Origin of the sequence: Saccharothrix xinjiangensis (assembly GCF_039527585.1) — a bacterium.
In the GTDB taxonomy this organism is placed as follows: Bacteria; Actinomycetota; Actinomycetes; order Mycobacteriales; family Pseudonocardiaceae; genus Actinosynnema; species Actinosynnema xinjiangensis.
On the sequence record NZ_BAAAKE010000015.1, the window covers coordinates 159715 to 179289 of the forward strand.

General features: G+C 72.5%; 17 protein-coding genes. 4 read left to right on the forward strand and 13 right to left on the reverse strand.

Translation table 11 applies throughout. The annotated features are described in order from the left end of the window. Positions 1–111 precede the first annotated feature (111 nt). The 7 genes from ABD223_RS26875 to tkt form a co-directional block, all read right to left on the reverse strand. Positions 112–1374 carry a sensor histidine kinase gene (locus ABD223_RS26875; RefSeq protein WP_344039307.1) on the reverse strand — a complete coding sequence of 421 codons (1263 nt, stop codon included), beginning with the start codon at positions 1372–1374 and terminating at the stop codon, positions 112–114. A 428-nt stretch (positions 1375–1802) separates the two neighbouring features. After that, positions 1803–2537, reverse strand: a complete 735-nt coding sequence (gene pgl, locus ABD223_RS26880) for a 6-phosphogluconolactonase (protein ID WP_344039308.1) — start codon at positions 2535–2537, stop codon at positions 1803–1805. Then, on the reverse strand, positions 2534–3811 hold the full coding sequence (gene opcA / locus ABD223_RS26885; protein ID WP_344039309.1) for a glucose-6-phosphate dehydrogenase assembly protein OpcA: 1278 nt from the start codon (positions 3809–3811) through the stop codon (positions 2534–2536). The genes pgl and opcA overlap by 4 nt, the downstream gene beginning before the upstream one ends. Continuing rightward, on the reverse strand, positions 3808–5352 hold the full coding sequence (gene zwf / locus ABD223_RS26890) for a glucose-6-phosphate dehydrogenase (protein WP_344039310.1): 1545 nt from the start codon (positions 5350–5352) through the stop codon (positions 3808–3810). The genes opcA and zwf overlap by 4 nt, the downstream gene beginning before the upstream one ends. Continuing rightward, complete coding sequence (locus tag ABD223_RS26895; RefSeq protein ID WP_344039311.1) at positions 5349–6965, reverse strand: glucose-6-phosphate isomerase; 1617 nt, start codon at positions 6963–6965, stop codon at positions 5349–5351. The genes zwf and ABD223_RS26895 overlap by 4 nt, the downstream gene beginning before the upstream one ends. Positions 6966–6978: 13 nt before the next feature. Next, complete coding sequence (gene tal, locus ABD223_RS26900; RefSeq protein WP_344039312.1) at positions 6979–8091, reverse strand: transaldolase; 1113 nt, start codon at positions 8089–8091, stop codon at positions 6979–6981. Between the two features lie 27 nt (positions 8092–8118). Continuing rightward, positions 8119–10236 carry a transketolase gene (tkt, locus tag ABD223_RS26905; protein ID WP_380648454.1) on the reverse strand — a complete coding sequence of 706 codons (2118 nt, stop codon included), beginning with the start codon at positions 10234–10236 and terminating at the stop codon, positions 8119–8121. A gap of 238 nt (positions 10237–10474) precedes the next feature. On the opposite strand from tkt, the gene ABD223_RS26910 reads away from it, so the two are divergent. Further along, positions 10475–11398 carry a heme o synthase gene (locus tag ABD223_RS26910; protein WP_344039314.1) on the forward strand — a complete coding sequence of 308 codons (924 nt, stop codon included), beginning with the start codon at positions 10475–10477 and terminating at the stop codon, positions 11396–11398. A gap of 67 nt (positions 11399–11465) precedes the next feature. On the opposite strand, the gene ABD223_RS26915 is transcribed toward ABD223_RS26910, so the two are convergent. From ABD223_RS26915 to ABD223_RS26925, 3 genes are read right to left on the reverse strand one after another with little or no spacing between them, the layout of a single operon-like run. Beyond that, the gene (locus ABD223_RS26915; RefSeq protein WP_344039315.1) at positions 11466–12116 is read right to left on the reverse strand and encodes an HD domain-containing protein; all 651 of its coding nucleotides are present in this window, start codon (positions 12114–12116) and stop codon (positions 11466–11468) included. A gap of 60 nt (positions 12117–12176) precedes the next feature. After that, positions 12177–12824: a hypothetical protein gene (locus ABD223_RS26920; RefSeq protein ID WP_344039316.1), complete on the reverse strand. Its 648-nt coding sequence runs from the start codon at positions 12822–12824 to the stop codon at positions 12177–12179. 6 nt (positions 12825–12830) lie between these two features. Next, positions 12831–13838 (reverse strand): hypothetical protein, encoded by a 1008-nt coding sequence (locus ABD223_RS26925; RefSeq protein ID WP_344039318.1) that lies wholly within the window; start codon positions 13836–13838, stop codon positions 12831–12833. A gap of 225 nt (positions 13839–14063) precedes the next feature. Here ABD223_RS26925 and ABD223_RS26930 point away from each other — a divergent pair, with 225 nt between their 5' ends. Next, positions 14064–14654, forward strand: a complete 591-nt coding sequence (locus tag ABD223_RS26930; RefSeq protein WP_344039319.1) for an FKBP-type peptidyl-prolyl cis-trans isomerase — start codon at positions 14064–14066, stop codon at positions 14652–14654. A 62-nt stretch (positions 14655–14716) separates the two neighbouring features. On the opposite strand, the gene ABD223_RS26935 is transcribed toward ABD223_RS26930, so the two are convergent. Together ABD223_RS26935 and ABD223_RS26940 are read right to left on the reverse strand one after the other, a co-directional pair. After that, entirely contained in the window at positions 14717–15688 is a 972-nt protein-coding gene (locus tag ABD223_RS26935) for a quinone oxidoreductase family protein (RefSeq protein WP_344039321.1), read from the reverse strand. A gap of 75 nt (positions 15689–15763) precedes the next feature. Further along, a complete protein-coding gene (locus tag ABD223_RS26940; RefSeq protein ID WP_344039322.1) occupies positions 15764–17359 on the reverse strand; it encodes a DUF885 domain-containing protein in 1596 nt (531 codons plus the stop codon). Between the two features lie 583 nt (positions 17360–17942). Between ABD223_RS26940 and ABD223_RS26945 the strand changes: the two genes are divergently transcribed. Both ABD223_RS26945 and ABD223_RS26950 read left to right on the forward strand, forming a co-directional pair. After that, a complete protein-coding gene (locus tag ABD223_RS26945; RefSeq protein WP_344039323.1) occupies positions 17943–18245 on the forward strand; it encodes a hypothetical protein in 303 nt (100 codons plus the stop codon). After that, entirely contained in the window at positions 18242–19093 is an 852-nt protein-coding gene (locus tag ABD223_RS26950) for an ATP-grasp domain-containing protein (RefSeq protein WP_344039324.1), read from the forward strand. Before ABD223_RS26945 ends, ABD223_RS26950 begins: the two co-directional genes overlap by 4 nt. Before the next feature lie 35 nt (positions 19094–19128). Here the strand turns inward: ABD223_RS26950 and ABD223_RS26955 are convergent, their stop codons facing one another. Next, positions 19129–19566: a hypothetical protein gene (locus tag ABD223_RS26955; protein WP_344039325.1), complete on the reverse strand. Its 438-nt coding sequence runs from the start codon at positions 19564–19566 to the stop codon at positions 19129–19131. Between the last annotated feature and the right edge of the window lie 9 nt (positions 19567–19575).

Below are 19575 nucleotides of genomic sequence, written 5' to 3' on the forward strand. Positions count from 1 at the left end.
GGTGGTGGGGGCGGGGTTGCGGTGGCCGAGGGGTGTGGTCGGGTTTCCTCATGTTCCAACCGATGGCCGTAACGGTGTTTCCGTACATCGGCCACCCGATCGTGTGTCGGGTCAGGTGTTCAGCGTCCTGGTCACCGGGAACGTCACGCGGACCAGGTAGCCGCCGTCTTCGGTGGGGGTCGCGGCGAAGTCCCCGTTCAGCAGGGCGGCTCTTTCGCGCAGGCCCATGAGGCCGTGGCCGCCGCCGGGGAGGGTTCCGGTCTCCTGCCGGTGGCGAGGGTGGTCGTTGCGGATCTCCGCGCGCAGCTCCTCGGCGTCGGCGATGACCAGCACCCTCGTGGGCGCGCCGCCGGCGTGCTTGCGGACGTTCGTCAGCGCCTCCTGCACCGTCCGGTACACCGCGCCCGACACCGGGGCCGGCAGGGTCGACACCTCGCCGTGCACGGTCAGGGTCGTGGGGAAGCCCGCGGTGGCCACCAGTTGTGGCAGGTCTTCGATCCTCGGTTGGGGCGAGTCGTCGCCGTTCGTGGTCCGCAGGACGCTCACCAGTTGGCGCAGCTCGTCCAGGGTGCGGGTGCTCAGCTTGCGGATCGTGCCCGCCACCTGCCGCGCGTTCGGGTCGTCCGCCGCCACGCGCAGGGCGCCCGCCTGCATCGCGATCAGGCTCACCTGGTGCGACACCACGTCGTGCATCTCGCGCGCCAGCCGGGCCCGCTCGTCGGCCCGCACGGTGTGCGCGTGCAGCAACCGCTCCCGCTCCCGGCTCGCGGCCAGCTCGGCGATGCGCGCCGACAGCTCCTCGCGCGCGTGCGCCAGCAGCCCGATCGCGATCGGCATCCCCGCCACCAGGCACCCGTAGATGGCGTTGTGGACGTGGGTCTTCCAGTCCAGCTCCACGAACTCGGCCGGCGGCCACAGGAAGAACCGGCTGAACCACACCAGCCCCGCGCCGATGAACGTCTGCGTCGACAGCAGCCTGCGCCGCGCCAACGTGCCGAGCGCGATCATCGCCGCCAGCTGCGCCCACCCGGCCAGGAACCCCGGCGCGGTGACCAGCACCACCAGGAACGGGAACCGGCGGCGCAGCGCCACCGCCACCACCGCCAAGGCCGACAGCACGTAGTTGTACGTCTCGGCCTCGGGCACCACCCGCAGCCACACGTCGAGCGCCGCGATCGCCACGGCGGCCACGTCGAACGCCACCTGCCGGTACCGCCCCACCCAACCCCGGGCAGCACTCGACACCCGATCGGTCGGAACGCCGTTGACCCGACCGCCCGGCGGCCTCTCCACAGCGTTGCCGGCCAGGGTCGGACCTCCCGAGTCAGCTATCCGCCGGTCCTCACCGTACTGCGCCGCCATCACGCTTGGCATGACCCGCACCTCCGCCTCCGACCCGCCCGCTCACCCATCGAGACTGGCTGATCACCGGAAAGGGACGCTCGGACGGCCAACAAATTGCGACCGCGAACGTCCGCTGAGCGAACGCGGGAGAGCGGAACCGGGAGGAGAGGAGAGCAGAGCCGAGAGGAAGAAGGCCAGGTTGGGGAGGCCAGGTTGGGGAGGCCAGGTTGGGGAGGCCAGGTTGGGGAGGCCAGGTTGGGGAGGGTGGCGCAGGGAGGGTGGCGCAGGGAGGGTGGCGCAGGGAGGGTGGCGCAGGGAGGGTGGCGCAGGGAGGGTGGCGTGGAGAGGGCCGGCGCGGGGAGGGCCGGCGCGGGGAGGGCCGGCGCGGCAAGTGCGGCTGGCAGGAAGTGCGGCTGGAGGGAGGGCGGTTGGCGGCCCTCCCTCCAGCGGGAGGTCACCTAGCGGGGCGGCAGCTCCGCCGCCGCGGCGGTGTCCAGCAGCCACAGGGTGCGCTCGGTGCCGACCGCGCCCGCGGCGGGCAGGTCCACCTCGCCGGCACCGCTCAGCGCGGCGGCCACGGCGCCGGCCTTCGCCGCGCCGGTCGTCATCAGCCACACCTCGCGCGACGCCCGGATCGCGGGCAGGCTCAGGCTCACCCTGGTCGGCGGCGGCTTGGGGCAGTTCCGCACCGCCACGACCGGGCGCTCCCGCTCGTGCACCGCGGGGGAGTCCGGGAACACCGACGCCACGTGCCCCTCCTCGCCGACACCGAGCAGGCACACGTCGAACGCGACACCCCCGCCCAGCAGTTCGGCGTACGCCGCGGCGGCCGCGTCCGGGTCGTCGCCGAACCGGCCGTCCGAGGGCTCCACGACGTGCACGTGCTCGGCGGGCACGGGGATGTGGTCCAGCAGCGCCCGACGGGCCTGGGTCTCGTTGCGCTCGGGGTCGCCGGACGGCAGGAACCGCTCGTCACCCCAGTACAGCTCCACCCGCGCCCAGTCCACCGCGTCCCGCGCGGGCGTGGCGCGCACCTGCTCCAGCACGGCGGCTCCGGTCCGCCCGCCGGTCAGCACCAGGTGCGCTTCGCCGCGCGCGGCCTGGGCGTCCACCAGCGCGGTCACCAGGCGGGCGGCCGTGGCGGCGGCCAACAGGTCGCCGCCACGGTGCACCACGACGTCCGGGCGGCTCACGAACCCGCCTTCGCCTTGCCCGGTGACTTCGTCGCCTTGGCCGGGGCCTTGGCCTTGCCGTCCGACGCCGCCTTGGCCTTGGCCGCGGGCTTGGCGGCGGACTTCGCGGCGGGCTTGGCGCTCGACGACTTGGCCGCGGGCTTGGTCGACGCCGGCTTGCCCTCGGCGGCCTTGCCGTCCGAACCCGAACCCGACGTCGAACCCGAAACCGACTCCGGCACCGAAACCGACTCCGGGGCCGGCACGGAGGCCGGGATCGGCGCCTTCGCCTCGACGGTCTTGAGGTCCGTCGACACCTTCGCCGGCGCGGGCTTGGGCTTGCGCGCGGTCGCCGCGGCGGCCTTCGGCGCGGGCCGCCCCCGCACCACCTTGCCCAGCGCCTTCAGCGCCGTGTCGTACACCTCGTCCGGGTCGAGCCGGCGCAGCTCCTCGGCCAGGCAGTCCCGCACGACGCGCCGCTGGAGCGCCACCCGCCGCTCCGGCTGGCCGGGCTGGCTCAACGTGCCGACCTTGCCGTCCGGCCGCGCCAGCTCCACCATGCCGGACCGGCGCACCAGCCGCACGTCCACGATGCCCTCGCCGTGCGTGGCCTTCGACCGCTTCACCGGCACCTTCAGGTACGCGGCGAGCCACGCGGCCAGCAGGTCGGTCGACGGCGAGTCGCTCTCCCCGCTCACCTCGGCCTCGGTGACCTTCTCGTACGGCGGCAGGTCGAACGCCGACGCCAGCATCGCCCGCCACAGCGTCAGCCGCGTCCACGCCAGGTCCGTGTCACCCGGCGTGTACGAGGCGCGCCGCTGCTCCAGCGCCTTGATCGGGTTCTTCTCGGCGGCCGCGTCGGTGATGCGGCGCTGCGCCAGCTGCCCGATCGGGTCCTCCGCGGGCACGGCGGGCGACTCGTTCGGCCACCACGCCACCACCGGGGTGTCCGGCAGCAGCAGCGGCACCACGCACGAAGCGCCCTCGTTGGCCAGCTCCCCGTACAGGCGCAGCACGATCACCTCGGACGCGCCCGCGTCGCCGCCGACGCGGATCTGCGCGTCCAGCCGCGGCGCGGCCTTGCGGGCGCCGCGGGCCACCACGATCACCCGGCAGGGGTGCTCGCGGCTGGCGTCGTTGGCCGCCTCGACGGCCTCCTCGGTCTTCGCGCCGTCGTCGGTCACGATGACCAGGGTCAGCACGCGGCCGAGGGTGACCGCGCCACCCTCCTCGCGGATCTGCACCAGCTTGCTGTTGACCTGCGACGTGGTCGTCGAGGGCAGGTCGATGATCACGGACGCCTCCACTGCCTGCCGGTGCGGGCCAGCATCGCGTCCGCGGACGCCGGGCCCCAGGTGCCTGCCTTGTACTTCTCGGGCTCGCCGTGCGAGGCCCAGCGCTCGATCACCGGGTCGAGGATCTCCCAGGACAGCTCGACCTCGTCGTTCTTCGGGAACAGCGACGGCTCGCCGAGCAGCACGTCCAGCAGCAGCCGCTCGTAGGCCTCGGGGGACGACTCGGTGAACGCGTGGCCGTAGCCGAAGTCCATCGTGACGTCCCGGACCTCCATCGAGTTGCCGGGCACCTTCGAGCCGAACCGCATGGTCACGCCCTCGTCCGGCTGCACCCGCACGACCAGGGCGTTCTGCCCCAGCTCCTCGGTGGCGGTGTCGTCGAACGGCAGGTGCGGCGCCCGCTTGAACACCACGGCCACCTCGGTGACGCGGCGGCCGAGGCGCTTGCCGGTGCGCAGGTAGAACGGCACCCCGGCCCAGCGGCGGGTGTTGACCTCGACGGTGATGGCCGCGTAGGTCTCGGTGGTCGAGTCCTTGGCGAACCCGCCCTCCTCCAGCAGGCCGGGCACCTTCTGCCCGCCCTGCCAGCCGCCGGTGTACTGGCCGCGGGCGCTGGTCTCGTCGAACGGCGTGATCGCCCGGGTCGCGGAGAGCACCTTCACCTTCTCCGCGCGCAGGTCGCTCGGCCGGAACGAGACCGGCTCCTCCATCGCGGTCAGCGCGAGCAGCTGGAGCAGGTGGTTCTGGATCACGTCCCGCGCCGCGCCGATGCCGTCGTAGTAGCCCGCGCGACCGCCCAGGCCGATGTCCTCGGCCATGGTGATCTGCACGTGGTCGACGTAGTTGGCGTTCCAGATGGGCTCGTAGAGCTGGTTGGCGAAGCGCAGCGCCAGGATGTTCTGCACCGTCTCCTTGCCGAGGTAGTGGTCGATGCGGAACACCGACTCCTCGGGGAAGACGTCGTTGACGGTCTTGTTCAGCTGCTTGGCGCTGTTCAGGTCGTGGCCGAACGGCTTCTCGATGACCACCCGGCGCCACTGGCCCGGGTTGTCGTTCGGCGGCGTGGCCAGGCCCGCGCGCTTGAGCTGGTTGACCACCGTGGTGAACGCGCTGGGCGGCACCGACAGGTAGAACGCGTGGTTGCCGCCCGTGCCGCGCTCGCGGTCCAGGTCGGACAGGCAGGTGGCCAGCGTGTCGAACGCGATGTCGTCGTCGAAGGTGCCCTGGACGAACCGGATGCCCTCGGCGAGCTGGTCCCAGACCTCCTGCCGGAACGGCGTGCGGGCGTGCTCCTTGACCGCGGAGTGCACGACCTGCATGAAGTCCTGGTCGGCCCAGTCGCGGCGGGCGAAGCCGACGAGCGCGAAGCCCGGCGGCAGCAGGCCGCGGTTGGCCAGGTCGTAGATCGCGGGCATGAGCTTCTTGCGCGACAGGTCACCCGTCACGCCGAAGATCACCAGGCCCGAGGGCCCGGCGATGCGGGGCAGCCGCTTGTCCCGCGGGTCCCGCAGCGGATTGCGCTTGGCGGAAGGCGCAGTCACGAACCATCCTCCTGGATTGCCTCGACGAGCTGCGCCAGCCCGGCGACGCGGTCGGTCAGGTGCAGCCGCAGCACCGGCCGGCCGTGCTCGGCCAGCACCTGGCCGTCGCCCAGCGCCTGCGCCAGTTGCAGCGTGCTCAGGTCGTAGGGGCGGCCCGGCACGTCCAACGACGTCTCCGAAGCCCCGGTGAGCTGGAGGAACACGCCGTTCTGGTGGCCGCCCTTGTGGTACTGGCCGGTGGAGTGCAGGAACCGCGGTCCCCAGCCGAAGGTGGTCTGGAGATGTGAACGCCGCGCCAACTCCGGGCGCACGAGGGCGAAAGAAGCGTCGTCGATCCGGTCCAGGTACGCCTGCACCGACAGGTACCCGTGCTCCGAGGTGGCCGCGACGAGCGCCTTGATCGCCTCGGCGACGGTCTTCACGTCCGGCGACAGCCAGCCCTCGCTCGGGTGCACCTCGATGGGGCCGTCGGTGAACGCGGGCGACACCGAGGACGCGGCGGGGGCGTCCAGCAGCGACCGGGCGGCCTTCTTCGCCGCCTCCACGTCCGGCTGGTCGAACGGGTTGATGTCCAGCACGCGGCCCACCAGCGCGGTCGCGTACTCCCACACCAGGAACTGCGCGCCGAGCCTGCCCTCGACGGCGAGGGTGGACGAGCCGGTGGCCGGTCCGATCGCGACGGTCGTGGCGTCCGAGCGGGCGTCCGAGAAACCGGGCGCGCCCGGACCCTCGACGACCACCGGCAGCAGGCCGGTGCCGTCCTTGCCGGTCGACTCGGCGATCAGCTGCTCGGCCCAGTCGCCGAAGCCGGAGATGCCCGAGCCGGTGTCCGCGAACACGATCTTCTCGGCCCCGTGCGCGTGCGCCACCGCGAACGTCGCGGCCAGCACCACCGCCGGGTTGTCCGGCGAGTCCGCCGAGACCAGCGGCGCGACGGCGGCCGCGTCGTCGAGCAGCCCGGCGACGTCCGCGCCGGCCAGGCCCGAGGGGACCAGGCCGAACGCGGTCAGCGCCGAGTAGCGGCCGCCCACGTTCGGGTCGGCCAGGAACACCCTGCGGTAGCCGGCCTCCCGGGCCGCCGCCTCCAGCGGCGAGCCCGGGTCGGTCACCACGACGATCCGCGAGGCGGCGTCGACGCCCGCGGCGGCGAACGCCTCCTCGAAGATCCGCCGGTGGCTGTCCGTCTCGACGGTGCCGCCCGACTTCGACGACACCACCAGGACGGTCCGCTCCAGGTCGCCCTCCAGCGCGTCGGCGACCTGGCCCGGGTCGGTGGTGTCGAGCACGACCAGCGGCACGCCCGCCGTGCCGGTGATCACCTCGGGGGCCAGCGAGGAGCCGCCCATGCCGGCGAGGACCACGCGGTCCACGCCCTCCGCGTGCAGCTCCTCGCGCAGCGCGGTGATCTCGGCCACCAGCGGGCGCGACGTCTCGTGCAGCGTCGTCCACGACAGGCGGATCGACGCCTCCGGCTCCGCCGCGGGGCCCCACAGGGTGGCGTCCCCGGCGGCGAGCCTGCTCGGCGCCGAGTCCCGGACCAGGTCACCGATGACGGTGTCGACCTGGTCCTGGTTCGGTGTGCGGACGATCTCCACGGAGATCACCTCGGTCATGTTGTCCTCGTCCTCAGCCCTTGGCCTGGTCCAGCTGTCCGGTCACCGTCTCGAGCAGCTCCGCCCAGGACTTCTCGAACTTGTCCACGCCCTCGGTCTCCAGCGTGATGAACACGTCGTCCAGGTCGATGCCGACCTCGACGAGCGCGTCGAAGACCTCCTGGGCCTGGGCGGCCCGCCCGGTCACGGTGTCGCCCTCGATCTTGCCGTGGTCGGCGACCGCGTGCAGGGTCTTCTCGGGCATCGTGTTGACCGTGTCGGCCACGACGAGCTGGTCCACGTAGCGCGTGTCGGAGTACGCCGGGTCCTTGACGCCGGTCGACGCCCACAGGGGGCGCTGCGCGCGGGCGCCGTCGGCGGCCAGCGCCTCCCAGCGCGGGCCCTGGAACGTCTCCTGGAACGCCGCGTGGGCCAGCACGGCGTTGGCGGTGGCCGCCTTGCCGCGCAGGTCCTTCGCCCGCGGGTCGTCCAGCGCGTCCAGCCGCTTGTCGATCTCGGCGTCCACGCGGGACACGAAGAACGACGCCACGGAGTGGATGGTGCGCAGGTCGTGCCCGTTGGCCTTGGCCTGCTCCAGGCCCGCGACGAAGGCCTCCATCACGTGGCGGTAGCGCTCGACGGAGAAGATCAGCGTGACGTTGACGCTGACGCCCTCGGCCAGGGTCCGGGTGATCGCGGGCAGGCCCTCGACCGTGCCCGGGATCTTGACCATCAGGTTGGGCCGGTCGACGGTCTTCCACAGGTCGAGCGCCTCGGCCGCGGTGCGCTCGGTGTCCTTGGCCAGGCGCGGGTCGACCTCGATCGACACGCGGCCGTCGACGCCGTCGGTGGCGTTGTGGACGTCGCGGAACAGGTCGCACGCGTTGCGCACGTCGGTCGTGGTGACCTCGCGCACGGTGGCGTGGGTGTCCGCGCCGCGGGCGGCCAGCTCGCGGACCTGCTCGTCGTAGGCCGTGCCCTTGGACAGGGCGGCGGCGAAGATCGTCGGGTTCGTGGTCACGCCGACCACGTGCTGCTCGGCGATCAGGCTCGCCAGGTTGCCCGTGTTCAGCCGCTCGCGGGACAGGTCGTCCAGCCAGATCGACACGCCCGCGGCGCTGAGGTCGGCGAGTGGGTTGCTGCTCATGTCGTCATCTCCCTGCGAAGAAGTCTCTTAGCGGGTCCGGGACAGCGACCGCCGCGCCGCCGCGACGACGTTCTCGGTCGTGAAGCCGAACTCGCGGAACAGCGTCTGGTAGTCCGCGGAGGCGCCGAAGTGCTCGATGGAGACGATCTCGCCCGCGTCGCCCGCGAAGCGGTGCCACGGCTGGGCGATGCCCGCCTCGACGACCACGCGCGCCTTGACCGAGGTCGGCAGCACGCTCTCGCGGTAGGACTCGTCCTGGGCGTCGAACCACTCCACGCACGGCATGGACACCACCCGGGTGGCGATGCCCTCGGACTCGAACACCTTCCGGGTCTCGACCGCGATCTGGAGCTCGGAGCCGGTGGCGACCAGGATCAGCTCCGGCTCGCCCTCGCCCTCCAGGACGTAGCCGCCGCGCGCCACGCCCTCCGGCGCCTTCTCCTTGGTGCCGACCAGCACCGGCAGGTTCTGCCGGGTCAGCGCGAGGCCCACCGGGCCGTTGCGGCGCTCGACGGTCGTCTTCCAAGCCGCGGCGGTCTCGTTGGCGTCGCCGGGGCGCACCACGTGCAGGCCCGGGATGGCGCGCAGCGCGGCCAGGTGCTCGACCGGCTGGTGCGTGGGGCCGTCCTCGCCCAGGCCGATGGAGTCGTGCGTCCACACGTAGACGGCGGGCGACTTCATCAGCGCGGCCAGCCGGACCGCCGGGCGCATGTAGTCGCTGAACACCAGGAACGTGCCGCCGTACGGGCGGGTCGGGCCGTGCAGCGCGATGCCGTTGAGGATCGCGCCCATGGCGTGCTCGCGGACGCCGAAGTGGAGGGTGCGGCCGTACGGCGCGGCGTTCCACATCTTGGTGGAGATCGCCTCGGGGCCGAACGAGTCGACGCCCTTCATCGTGGTGTTGTTCGACTCGGCCAGGTCGGCCGAGCCGCCCCACAGCTCCGGCAGCACGTCCCGCAGCGCGTTCAGCACCTCGCCGGACGCCTTGCGGGTGGCCACGCCCTTGGGGTCCGGGTCCCAGGACGGCAGGGCGTCGGTCCAGCCGTCGGGCCGCTCGTCGGCCAGCAGCCGGTCCAGCAGCGCCTTGCGCTCCGGGTTCGCCCCGGCCCACGCGTCGAACGACTCCTGCCACTCGGCGCGGGCCTGCTCGCCGCGCTTGACCACGGAGCGGGTGTGCTCCAGCACCTCGGGCGCGACCTCGAAGGTCTGCTCCGGGTCGAAGCCCAGGATCCTCTTGACCTCGGCGACCTCGTCGGCGCCCAGCGCCGCGCCGTGGGCCGCGCCGGTGTTCTGCTTGTTCGGCGCCGGGTAGCCGATGATCGTGCGCAGCAGGACGAACGACGGCCGGTCGACCTCGGCCTTGGCGTTCTCCAGCGCCTCCAGGATCCCGGCGACGTTCTCGCCGCCCTCGACGACCTGGACGTGCCAGCCGTACGCCTCGTAGCGCTTCGCGGTGTCCTCGGACAGCGCGATGGTGGTGTCGTCCTCGATGGAGATCTTGTTGTCGTCGTAGACGACCGTCAGGTTGCCCAGCTTCTGGGTGCCGGCCAGGGACGACGCCTCGCTGGTCACGCCCTCCTCGATGTCGCCGTCGGAGGCGATCACGAAGACGTGGTGGTCGAACGGGCTCTCGCCGACCGGGGCGTCCGGGTCGAACAGGCCGCGCTCGCGGCGGGCGGCCATCGCCATGCCGACCGCGGAGGCCAGGCCCTGGCCCAGCGGGCCGGTGGTGATCTCCACGCCGGGGGTGTGGCGGTGCTCGGGGTGGCCCGGGGTGTTCGAGCCCCACGTGCGCAGCGCCTTCAGGTCGTCCAGCTCCAGGCCGTAGCCGTTGAGGAACAGCTGGACGTAGAGGGTCAGGCTGGAGTGGCCCGCGCTGAGCACGAACCGGTCCCGGCCGAGCCAGTCGCCGTCGGCGGGGTCGTGCCGCATCACGCGCTGGAACAGGGTGTAGGCCAGGGGCGCGAGGCTCATCGCCGTGCCGGGGTGGCCGTTGCCCACCTTCTGCACCGCGTCCGCGGCCAGCACGCGGGCGGTGTCGACGGCGCGCTTGTCGAGATCGGTCCAGTCGTCGGGCAGGTGGGCTTCGGTCAACCGGGCGATGTCATCGGTGACGGACACTGACTTCCAGCTCCAAACTCGCATAGGCGGCTACGGGTGACGGCTGGCGGTGAACTCAATCGTTTCCGTCAGGTCCGATCCGCGGTTACCAAGGTCCGCCGGCAAGCCTAGTCCGGCGAGCGGACACTCGTGTCGTCACACGCTCTGTGGGCGTACGCACAGGCTTAGTTCGTGCGATCGAGGAGTACCCGAACGGGCTGTCCGGGGAACCCCTGGTTACGATCTGCGCATCCCCCTTGACCCCGACGAGGAGCGCCCTGCGATGAGTGCCGTCACCGAGGCCCCGGCGCGGTCGCCCCGACAGGTCGTCGGGGCGTACGTGGCGCTGACCAAGCCGCGGGTGATCGAGCTGCTGCTGATCACCACGATCCCGGCGATGCTGCTGGCCCAGCGCGGCCTGCCGCCGCTGTGGCTGATCGCGTGCACCCTGGCGGGCGGCACCCTGGCCGCGGGCTCGGCGAACGCGCTGAACTGCTACGTCGACGCCGACATCGACTCGGTGATGAAGCGCACCAGCGCCCGGCCGCTGGCGAAGGACTCGATCCCGCCGCGCAACGCGCTGATCTTCGGCATCGTGCTCGGCGTGGTCTCGTTCGGCTTCCTGTGGCTGACCACGAACCTCATCTCGGCCGTGTTCGCGGTGGCCACGATCCTGTTCTACATCTTCGTCTACACCCTGGTGCTCAAGCGTCGGACCTCGCAGAACATCATCTGGGGCGGCATGGCCGGCTGCATGCCGGTGATCATCGGCTGGTCCGCGGTGACCGGCACGGTGGCGTGGCCCGCCCTGGTGATGTTCGGCGTGATCTTCTTCTGGACGCCGCCGCACACGTGGGCGCTCGCGATGAAGTTCAAGGAGGACTACGCGCGGGCCGGCGTGCCGATGCTGCCCGTGGTGGCCACCGCGCAGCAGGTCACCAGGCAGATCGTCATCTACTCCTGGGTCACGGTGGTGTGCACGCTGCTGCTGGCGCCGGTCACCTCGTGGATCTACGTCGCGGTGGCCGCCGTGTCGGGCGTGTGGTTCGCGGTGTTCGCGCACCGGCTGCACGGTGTCGTGCGGCGCGGCGGCTCGACCAACACCATGAAGTTCTTCCACCTGTCGAACCTGTACCTGATGCTGGTGTTCTGCGGGCTCGCCGTGGACGCCGTGGTGGGCCTGCCGGTGCTCGGCTGGCCGTTCTGACGCCTCGGGCGGAAGGCCCGCCGCACACCTAACGGTGATACGGCGGGCGTTTCGTCACCCTGCGTGGTCAGGACACCGCCGAGAGCAGCTCCGTGACGCTGGGGTCGTCCAGCGACTCGACGATGCACGACCACAGCTCCAGGTTGGCCGTCGCCCACCTGGAATAGGTGGCCGCCGCCTCCGGGTCGTAGAAGTAGTAGCCCTCGTCGTGCTTGTCCCGCTGCTCGCCGACGATCTTGTGCGCCAGCTCGCGCAGCGTGATGCCGTTCTCCTCCAGGTAGCGGGGCGCGAGCACCACCGGCGTCACCGGCAGCGCCTTGAACAGGGTGTCCGCGTCGGACAGGGCCTGCGCCTCGGGGGAGATGTGGCGGTCCCGGGTGCGCATCTCCGCCTCCTCGACCACCCGGTCGACGCGCCGCGCGACGTCGTCGGGCACCCCGGCGCGGGCCAGGATGTCCAGCCGCAGCCCGCGCCCGTCCACCGGCAGCGAGTTGCGCCGGACCATGTAGTTGACGTCGTGCACCAGGGCCGCCACCTCGACCAGCGGCGCGTCCGCGCCGTTGCGCCGGGCGAAGTGGACCGCCTTGTCGCGCACGAAGCTGACGTGGTGCCAGCCGTGGAACTGGAGCTTCGGCGCGAGGTCGCGGCACAGCCGCCACACCTCGCGCCCCACCTCGGAGATCGCCTGCGCCGTGACGGAGCTCGTGACAGTGCTCATTGGACCCTCCCGTGCCGGGTGGGCCGATGGTAGAGGCGCGCGGTGGACCTCCGCGGCGGATCACATGCTGTTCGTGAGGTCCTCCAACCTCGCCTCGACGGGCACGTGGCGGTGGCTGGTGCGGGTGTCCGGGTCGAAGCTCAGGCTCCACGGGCGGACCGCGCGGGACTTGACCAGGAACGTCATGGTGTCGTCCGCGGCCTGCGGGATGCGGTGGAACTCGTGGGCCAGCATCGTGCCGGAGTGGCCCTCCACCGCCTCGGCCCGGCGCAGCAGCGTGGTCGACAGGATCGCCTCGCCGCCGTCCGTCACCTCCGCGCTGAACCGCTCGTGCAGGTAGGAGCCCTGCAAGAGGACGGTGCAGAAGTGGTAGCGGTGGTTGTGGACGGAGTCGGCGTAGCCCTGCCGCCAGTCCCGCTGCGGCTTGTACTCGTGCAGCCAGAACGTGAACGGCTCGGCCGGCTCGTCGCGCAGGCACCACGCGAAGTGCGTCGTCGTCTCCCGAGACCTGGCCGCCACGCGCACCTGGTCCTGCGGGGAGAGGGCGCGGAGGTGACCGCGCAGCCTCTCCCGCAGGCCCGGCCGATCGGCCCACACCCGGAACCCCCGTTCGACGTGGCTCCAGCGGTCGACGACAGGGGGGTCGGCCACGGAGATGAGGGAGGCGAGCTCCGCGAGGGCGGAGGTCCCGGTGAACTCGGTCAGCACGGTTTATCAGCTCCCCAACTGAGCGGTGGCGGCGAATTCCTTGCGAAAGCTGTGGAACTTCGCTTCGAGCGCCCGGAACCCGTCGTCGCCGATCCAGGTCCCGGTGATCTTCTCGAAGAGCGCGAGGAAATCGGCTCGCGTGGTGCTCGGGGTGATGACGACGTGGAGCCCCGCCTTGGAATTGCTGATGCGCAGGAACTCGGCGCGCTCCATGCCGTAGATGAACGAACCCTCGGTGAACCGCAGCGAGCGCGGGTACAGGCGGACCACGTCCGCGCCGGCGTTGCTGTAGAGGGTCAGCCACACGCTGTCGTCGAACAGCTCCATCCGGTCCAGCGGCGGGTCCGACACGATGGTGAGGTCGATGCGCGAGCAGCGGCCCCTGGCCAGGAACAGGCCGACCAGGCCGACGTGGATCTGCTCGCGCAGCCGCGCCACGATCGTGTCGTAGTCGCCGTCCGCGCCCTCGTGGCGCAGCAGGTAGCGGGCGCGGCCGCTGATCGCGTCCTCGTCCCTCGGGTCGGCCAGGACGGCCCTGAGCTCGCACTCCGTCTGCGACAGCAGGAGCCGGCAGGCCGCGTAGCGGCCCGCGAAGCCCCGGAACGCGTACAGCCGGGTCCGCTCCAGGTCCTGCATCATCACCTGGTTGAACGCCGGATCGGGCCTGGCGGTGGGCTCGAACACGTGGCTGGGGAAGAACTCGCGGTCGAGCGCCCGGTACTCGGCGGTCAGTTCGTGCAGCGCCTTCCTGCTCTCCTCGACGACCGGTTCCACCAGCGACCGGCGCGCGGCCGTGCTGGTGAGCAGCGTCTGCCAGAACCCGACCACCGCCGAGATCAGGGTGCTGGTGCCCACCGTGGTGAGGAAGGAGCGCATTCCGCCCGGTTCCATCGGACTGGAAATGGCCAGGCAGGTCCCGGAGATCACGACGAGGGTCAGCAGCAGCAGGCCCGTCCGGGTCCAGAACAATTCCTGCAACAAATTGCTGCGGACGCCCTTCGGCTCCGCGCGCACGGGGTCACCTCCCTGGTTATCGCCACTCGAACGGCCGAATGCTCTCGGTATCCGATCAAGTGCGCGCAGTAACTGTACGCGCCGGTACGCAACGGCGGAAGCGGTAATTAGTGGCACGTTTGCGGATTCAATCGAAGATCAATGACAGCGCACCGTGATCGGCGTTGGGCCTGCTGGTGGGCCCTGCGGCGCGTCCTCCGGGGTCGCACCCTAGGCTCGGCAACCATGCGTACTGTCGGCCGTACGGCCCTGGCCCTCGCGTCCCTGTTGTCCGCCGGTCTGGCGCTCACCGCGTGCACCGCTGGCGACCGGCCGTCCACCCTCACCAACACCCCGTCCGCGACCGTCCCCGCGCCCGAGGAGGCCGCGCCCACCGAGGCCGAGCTGCCCGAGCCGAGCGGCCCGCCGTGCGAGGACTCGCAGTACCAGGTGACGGGCGCGCCGGGCGAGGAGCCGTCCATCACGGTGCCCACCGGCTGCACGCCGAAGGACGGCCTGCTCGTCAAGGACATCACCGAGGGCTCCGGCGCGGAGATCCAGCCGGGCTCCACGGCCTCGATCAACTACGTGCTGGCGACCTTCAGCGACCAGCAGACCCGCGAGTCGTCGTGGGGCAGCCAGCCGTTCGAGGTGACCGACATCGGCCAGGCGCGGGTCATCCAGGGCTGGAACCAGGGCCTGATCGGCCTCAAGGAGGGCGGGCGCCGCCTGCTCGTCGTGCCGCCGGCCCTGGGCTACCCCAACGGCAGCGGCGACATCCAGCCCGGCGAGACGCTGATCTTCGTGGTCGACGCGGTCGCGGTCCAGGCGGGCTGACCCGGCGCGCGGAGGGCCCCGGCGACCCGCCGGGGCCCTCCGTCGTGTCGCCCGGTGACCCGTCAGGGCAGGAGCAGCAGCTTGCCCGTCGTGCGGCGGCCTTCCAGGTCCTCGTGCGCGCGCCGCGCCTCGGCCAGCGGGTAGCGCCCGCCGACCCGCGCCCGCAGGGACCCGTCCGCGACGGCCGCGAACAGCTCGCCCGCCCGCCACTCCAGCTCCTCGCGGGTGGCCACGTGCGCGCCCAGCGACGGCCGGGCCAGGAACACCGAGCCGGCCTGGTTGAGCCGCTGCGGGTCGAACGGCGGCACCGCGCCGCTGGACCCGCCGAACAGCGCCAGCACCCCGCGCGGCCGCAGGCTCGCCAGGCTGCCGTCGAACGTGGTCCGGCCCACGCCGTCGTAGACGGCCGCGACACCGGCGCCGCCGGTCAACCGCCGCACCTCGGGCGCGAAGTCGACCTGGTCGTACCGGATCACCTCGTCCGCGCCCGCCTCCCGCGCCAGCGCCTCCTTGGCCTCGGTCGACACCGTGCCGATGACCCGCGCGCCCCGCGCCTTGGCCAACTGCACCAGCAGCAGGCCCACACCGCCCGCGGCGGCGTGCACGAGCACCACGTCACCCTCCTGGACCGGGTAGGTGGAGGCGACCAGGTAGTGCGCGGTGAGGCCCTGGAGCATCAGCGCGCCCGCCGTCTCGTCGTCCACGCCCCCCGGCACCACCATCGCGCCCGACGCCGGCACCACCGCCTGCTCCGCGTAGCTGCCGGGGGCCTGCGACCACGCCACCCGGTCGCCCACCGCGAAACCCGCCACGTCCGGACCCACCGCGCTCACCCGGCCGGTGCCCTCCAGGCCCACCACGAACGGCAGCGGCAGCGGGTAGCGGCCCTCCCGGTGGTAGCAGTCGATGAAGTTCACCCCCGCCGCGGCCACGTCCACCAGCAGCTCACCCGCGCCGGGCGAGCGCTCCTCGACCTCGGTGAACTCCAGCGCCTCGGGGCCACCCGTCGCGCGCACCACCACTGCCTTCGGCATCCGCCGTCCTCCGTCCACAGCTCACGCGTCGTACACCAGGGGCAACCGGGCGCGGTCGCGCCGTGTTCCGCCGTCTCACTTGGCCAGGGCGACCCGGCGCGCCAGGCCCAGCGGCAGCGCGCCCGACCCGGCGATGGTGTCGTGGAACTCGCGCAGCGACCCCGTGTGCTCGGCGCGGATGCGGTCGATCTCCAGCGCGCCGGTCAGGTAGGACGGCGCCTGCGTCGGCCACGCGCAGTACCGGGTGACCTCGCCGGTCGCCGTGCCCGGCGTCAGCGACGCCTTGGTCGACATGAACTCCTCGGCCTCCTCGACGCCCATGTCGCCGCAGTGCAGCGCGGTGTCCACGACCATCCGCGCCGCCCGGAACAGCCGCGCCTCCACGTGCGCCAGCTCCTGGGCCCGCGTGGTGAAGAAGCCGTGCTCGCGCAGCAGCTTCTCCGAGTAGAGCGCCCAGCCCTCGGAGAAGTAGGGCGTGCGGAACACCTTGCGCACCGGCCGGTCCTGCGCGGCCAGCCACGACAGGTGCCAGTGGTGGCCGGGGTAGGCCTCGTGCACGGCGATCGTGGCCAGCTGCGCCCGCGAGTTGGTGCGCAGCCGCTGCTCCACCTCCTCGGCGCTGAAACCCTCCGGCGGGAACGGCACGAAGAAGTGACCGGTCCGCTGGTCGGTCAGCGGCGGCGGCGACATGTAGGAGGCCACCGCCAGCACCGGGCGCTGGAACGCGGGCGAGGGCACCACCCGGCACTCCTCGCCCTCGGCCAGCGTCACCAGGCCGTGCTCCACCAGGAACGCCCGTGCCCGCCGCGTCTCCGCCTCGTACTCCGCCCGCATCGCCTCCGGCGTCGGCGGGAAGTCGTCCTGGAGACCCGCCATCACCGAGTGCCAGTCGTCCGACCCGGCCAGCTCCCGCATCTCGGCGTCCAGCTCGGCGTACGCGGCCTTGCCGCGCTCGTGCAGCTCCGCCGCGCCGTAACCCAGCACCTCCTGCTCGCGCAGCAGCGTCGAGTACAGCCGCTCGCCCATCCGCCAGTCGCCGGTCGCCCGCTCCGCGAACCCGTCCAGGAACGCCGCCAGCTCGTCGAACGCCCGCGCGGCGGGCTCCGCGGCCTCCGCCAGCTCCGCCCGCAGCGCCGGGTCGACCACCTCGGCGGGCAGCGTGCCCGTCAGGAACGCCCGCCCGGTCCTCGCCTGGGCCGCGGCGCGCAGCACGATCTTCGGCGACGCCAGCTCCGGGTCCAGGTTCGCGCGGCACGCGGCGAGCACCGACGGCACCTCGGCCAGCCGCTTCACCACGCTCGCCACCAGCTCCGGCTCCGGCCGCAACCGGTTGAGGAACGCGCTGAACAGCGGGAACAGCACCGCTCCGGTGTAGACCGACGGGTCACGCCGCCACGCGGGCCACGACGCCTTCGCCCGCACACCGCGCAGCACGGCGACCACCAGGTCGCGGTCGACCGACTCCTGGAGGTCGTCGGTCTCCAGGGCGGTGAACCGGTCGAGCCACGAGCCGGCCTCGCGTTCGTGGTCGGCGAAAGCGGTGGCGGTGAAATCGCCGAGCGTGTGGTCGTGGGCCAATGAGCCGAGCATCGCCGCGTTCCCCGGAGTGCGGTCGAAGTGCCAGGCCAGGAACTCGCCGACCAGTCGGTCGGCCTCGGTCTTCGCAGTCACGAGCAGGGAAGTTACCTGCTGGTCGACCCATGCGCCCGGGGCTGCCGAACCGGTCGTGCCTTGCCCGTTGACACTCCGGGGGCCGCGTTGGCGGGGGTGCCGGAGTGCCCGGTCCGGCGGCTGCCGGGTAGCGCTTCACTCGAAAGTGATCTTGCTTCTGGTCGAACACCTGTTCGATGATTGGCCCATGTCACACGATGCGAAGCTCTTCACGGTCCACTGCGCGGCCTTGCGCCCCCTTCCTCGAACGCGAGCCGACCGCGCGTGGGTTCAGGTCCCGTGCGCCCAGGACGTCAGCGGCTCCTGCGGCTCCGGAAACTCCTGCGGCCTTCGGGAGCCCGGGAACTCCTGCGGCTCCGAAAACTTCCACGGCTTCGGGAACTTCCGCGGCTCCGGCGGGCGAGGAGCGCGCCGGCTCGCGAACGCGCCGCCGCGGGCGAAGTCGCGCCGCTGTTCCCCGGTGCGACGTTCGTGGAGTAGGCCGATGCGCGCCCCTGCGCCGTCGGCGGGTTCCTCGTCCCGGGAGGCGCGGTGAGCGCTGCCACGTGCGCGGAAGTTACCGGCAGGTTCTAGTCTGGGAGGTGTGGCTGAGGAGAAGAAGACCGAGGCGAAGAAGGTCGGCCGCGCGGTGAAGACCGCGTCGGAGTTCGTGGCCGCGCACGGCAAGCCGGCGCGTGCGGTCGTCGAGCCCGTCGGGCGGGCCGGGGCCCGGCTCGTGCTGGTCGGCGACGACGGGGCCATGGGCGACGTGTTCCTGCCGGACGTGGCGACGGCCGAGGCGGTCGTCGAGGCGACGCCGGACCTGGAGAAGCACGACTGGGACCGCGAGACGACCGCCGCGGTGAAGATCGGCCCCGCGCACCGCCGCAAGATGGCGGGCCGGTGAAGGTCCTCTTCGCCACCTGCGCCGGGCTGCCCGCCGGCGACGGTGACGACGACGCGTTGTTCGGCGCCCTGGCCGACGTCGGCGTGCACGCCGACTGGGTGGAGTGGGGCACGCCGGTCGAGTCCGACCTGGTCGTGCTGCGGGCCACGTGGGACTACACCGAGCGGCTGCCGGAGTTCCTGTCCTGGTGCGACGCGCAGCCCGCCCTGGTCAACCCGGCGGGCGTGGTGCGCTGGAACACCGACAAGTCCTACCTGCTCGACCTCGCGCGGGCGGGTGTGCCGGTGGTGCCGACGGCACTGGCGGAGCCCGGGTTCACCGACTGGCCGGACGGCGAGTTCGTGGTCAAGCCGGTCGTCGGCGCGGGTTCCCGGGGCGTGCTGCGCTTCGCGGCCGGCGACCGCGACGCCGCGGCGCGGTACCTGGTCGAGCTGGGCGTGCGCGCGCTGGTGCAGCCGTACCAGGCGGACGTGGACGTGGTCGGCGAGACGGCGCTGGTGTTCCTCGGCGGCCAGTACTCGCACGCCTTCACCAAGGGCGCGATGCTCACCCCCGACGTCGAGTACGACGAGTCCGGGCTCTACGTCGTGGAGCGGCTGGCCGGCGCGTCGCCGTCGGCCGCGCAGCGGCGGGTCGCCGAGGACGCCTTGGACGCGGCCGGCGCGCTGACCGGCCTGGCCCGCCACGACCTGCTGTACGCGCGGGTCGACCTGGTGCCGGGCGCGGACGGCTCGCCCCTGCTGCTGGAGCTGGAGCTGGTCGAGCCGTCGCTGGGCTTCCGGCAGACCGACGCGACCGCGCCGCTCCGCTTCGCCTCGGCCGTGCGGGCCGCGCTGGCTCGGCGGTAGGGCCACGGGGTCACGGAGGGCACAGGGGCACAGGGTCAGCGCAGCTTCTCGGCGATCTCCTCCAAGCCCTGCCTGATCAGCCGCCCGTACCCGTCGTCGCCCAGCGCGCCGATCATGTCCCGGGCCAGTCGCAGGTGCTCGCGGGCGCGGTCGAGGTCGCCGAGCTTGCGGTGGCACTCGCTCAGGTTCAGGTGCAGCGACGGGTACAGGCCGGCCACCGGGAGCGCCACGCCCGCCCGCGCCATCCGCTCGTCGTCGAGCAGGTCGGCGGCCTCCAGCGCGCGCAGGTCCCAGACCAGTTCCTGGCGCACGTCGTCCTGCACGTCGGCCATCGCGTGCGCGAGGGTGCAGCGGTGCAGCGGGTCGCCCCGCTCGCCGCCGATCTCGTCCCAGAGCCCGGTCAGCAGGAGGCGCGCGGCCTCCCGCTCGCCCCGGTGGCCGAGTTGCGCCGCCTCGCCGATCCGGAGGAGCACCGGGTCCGT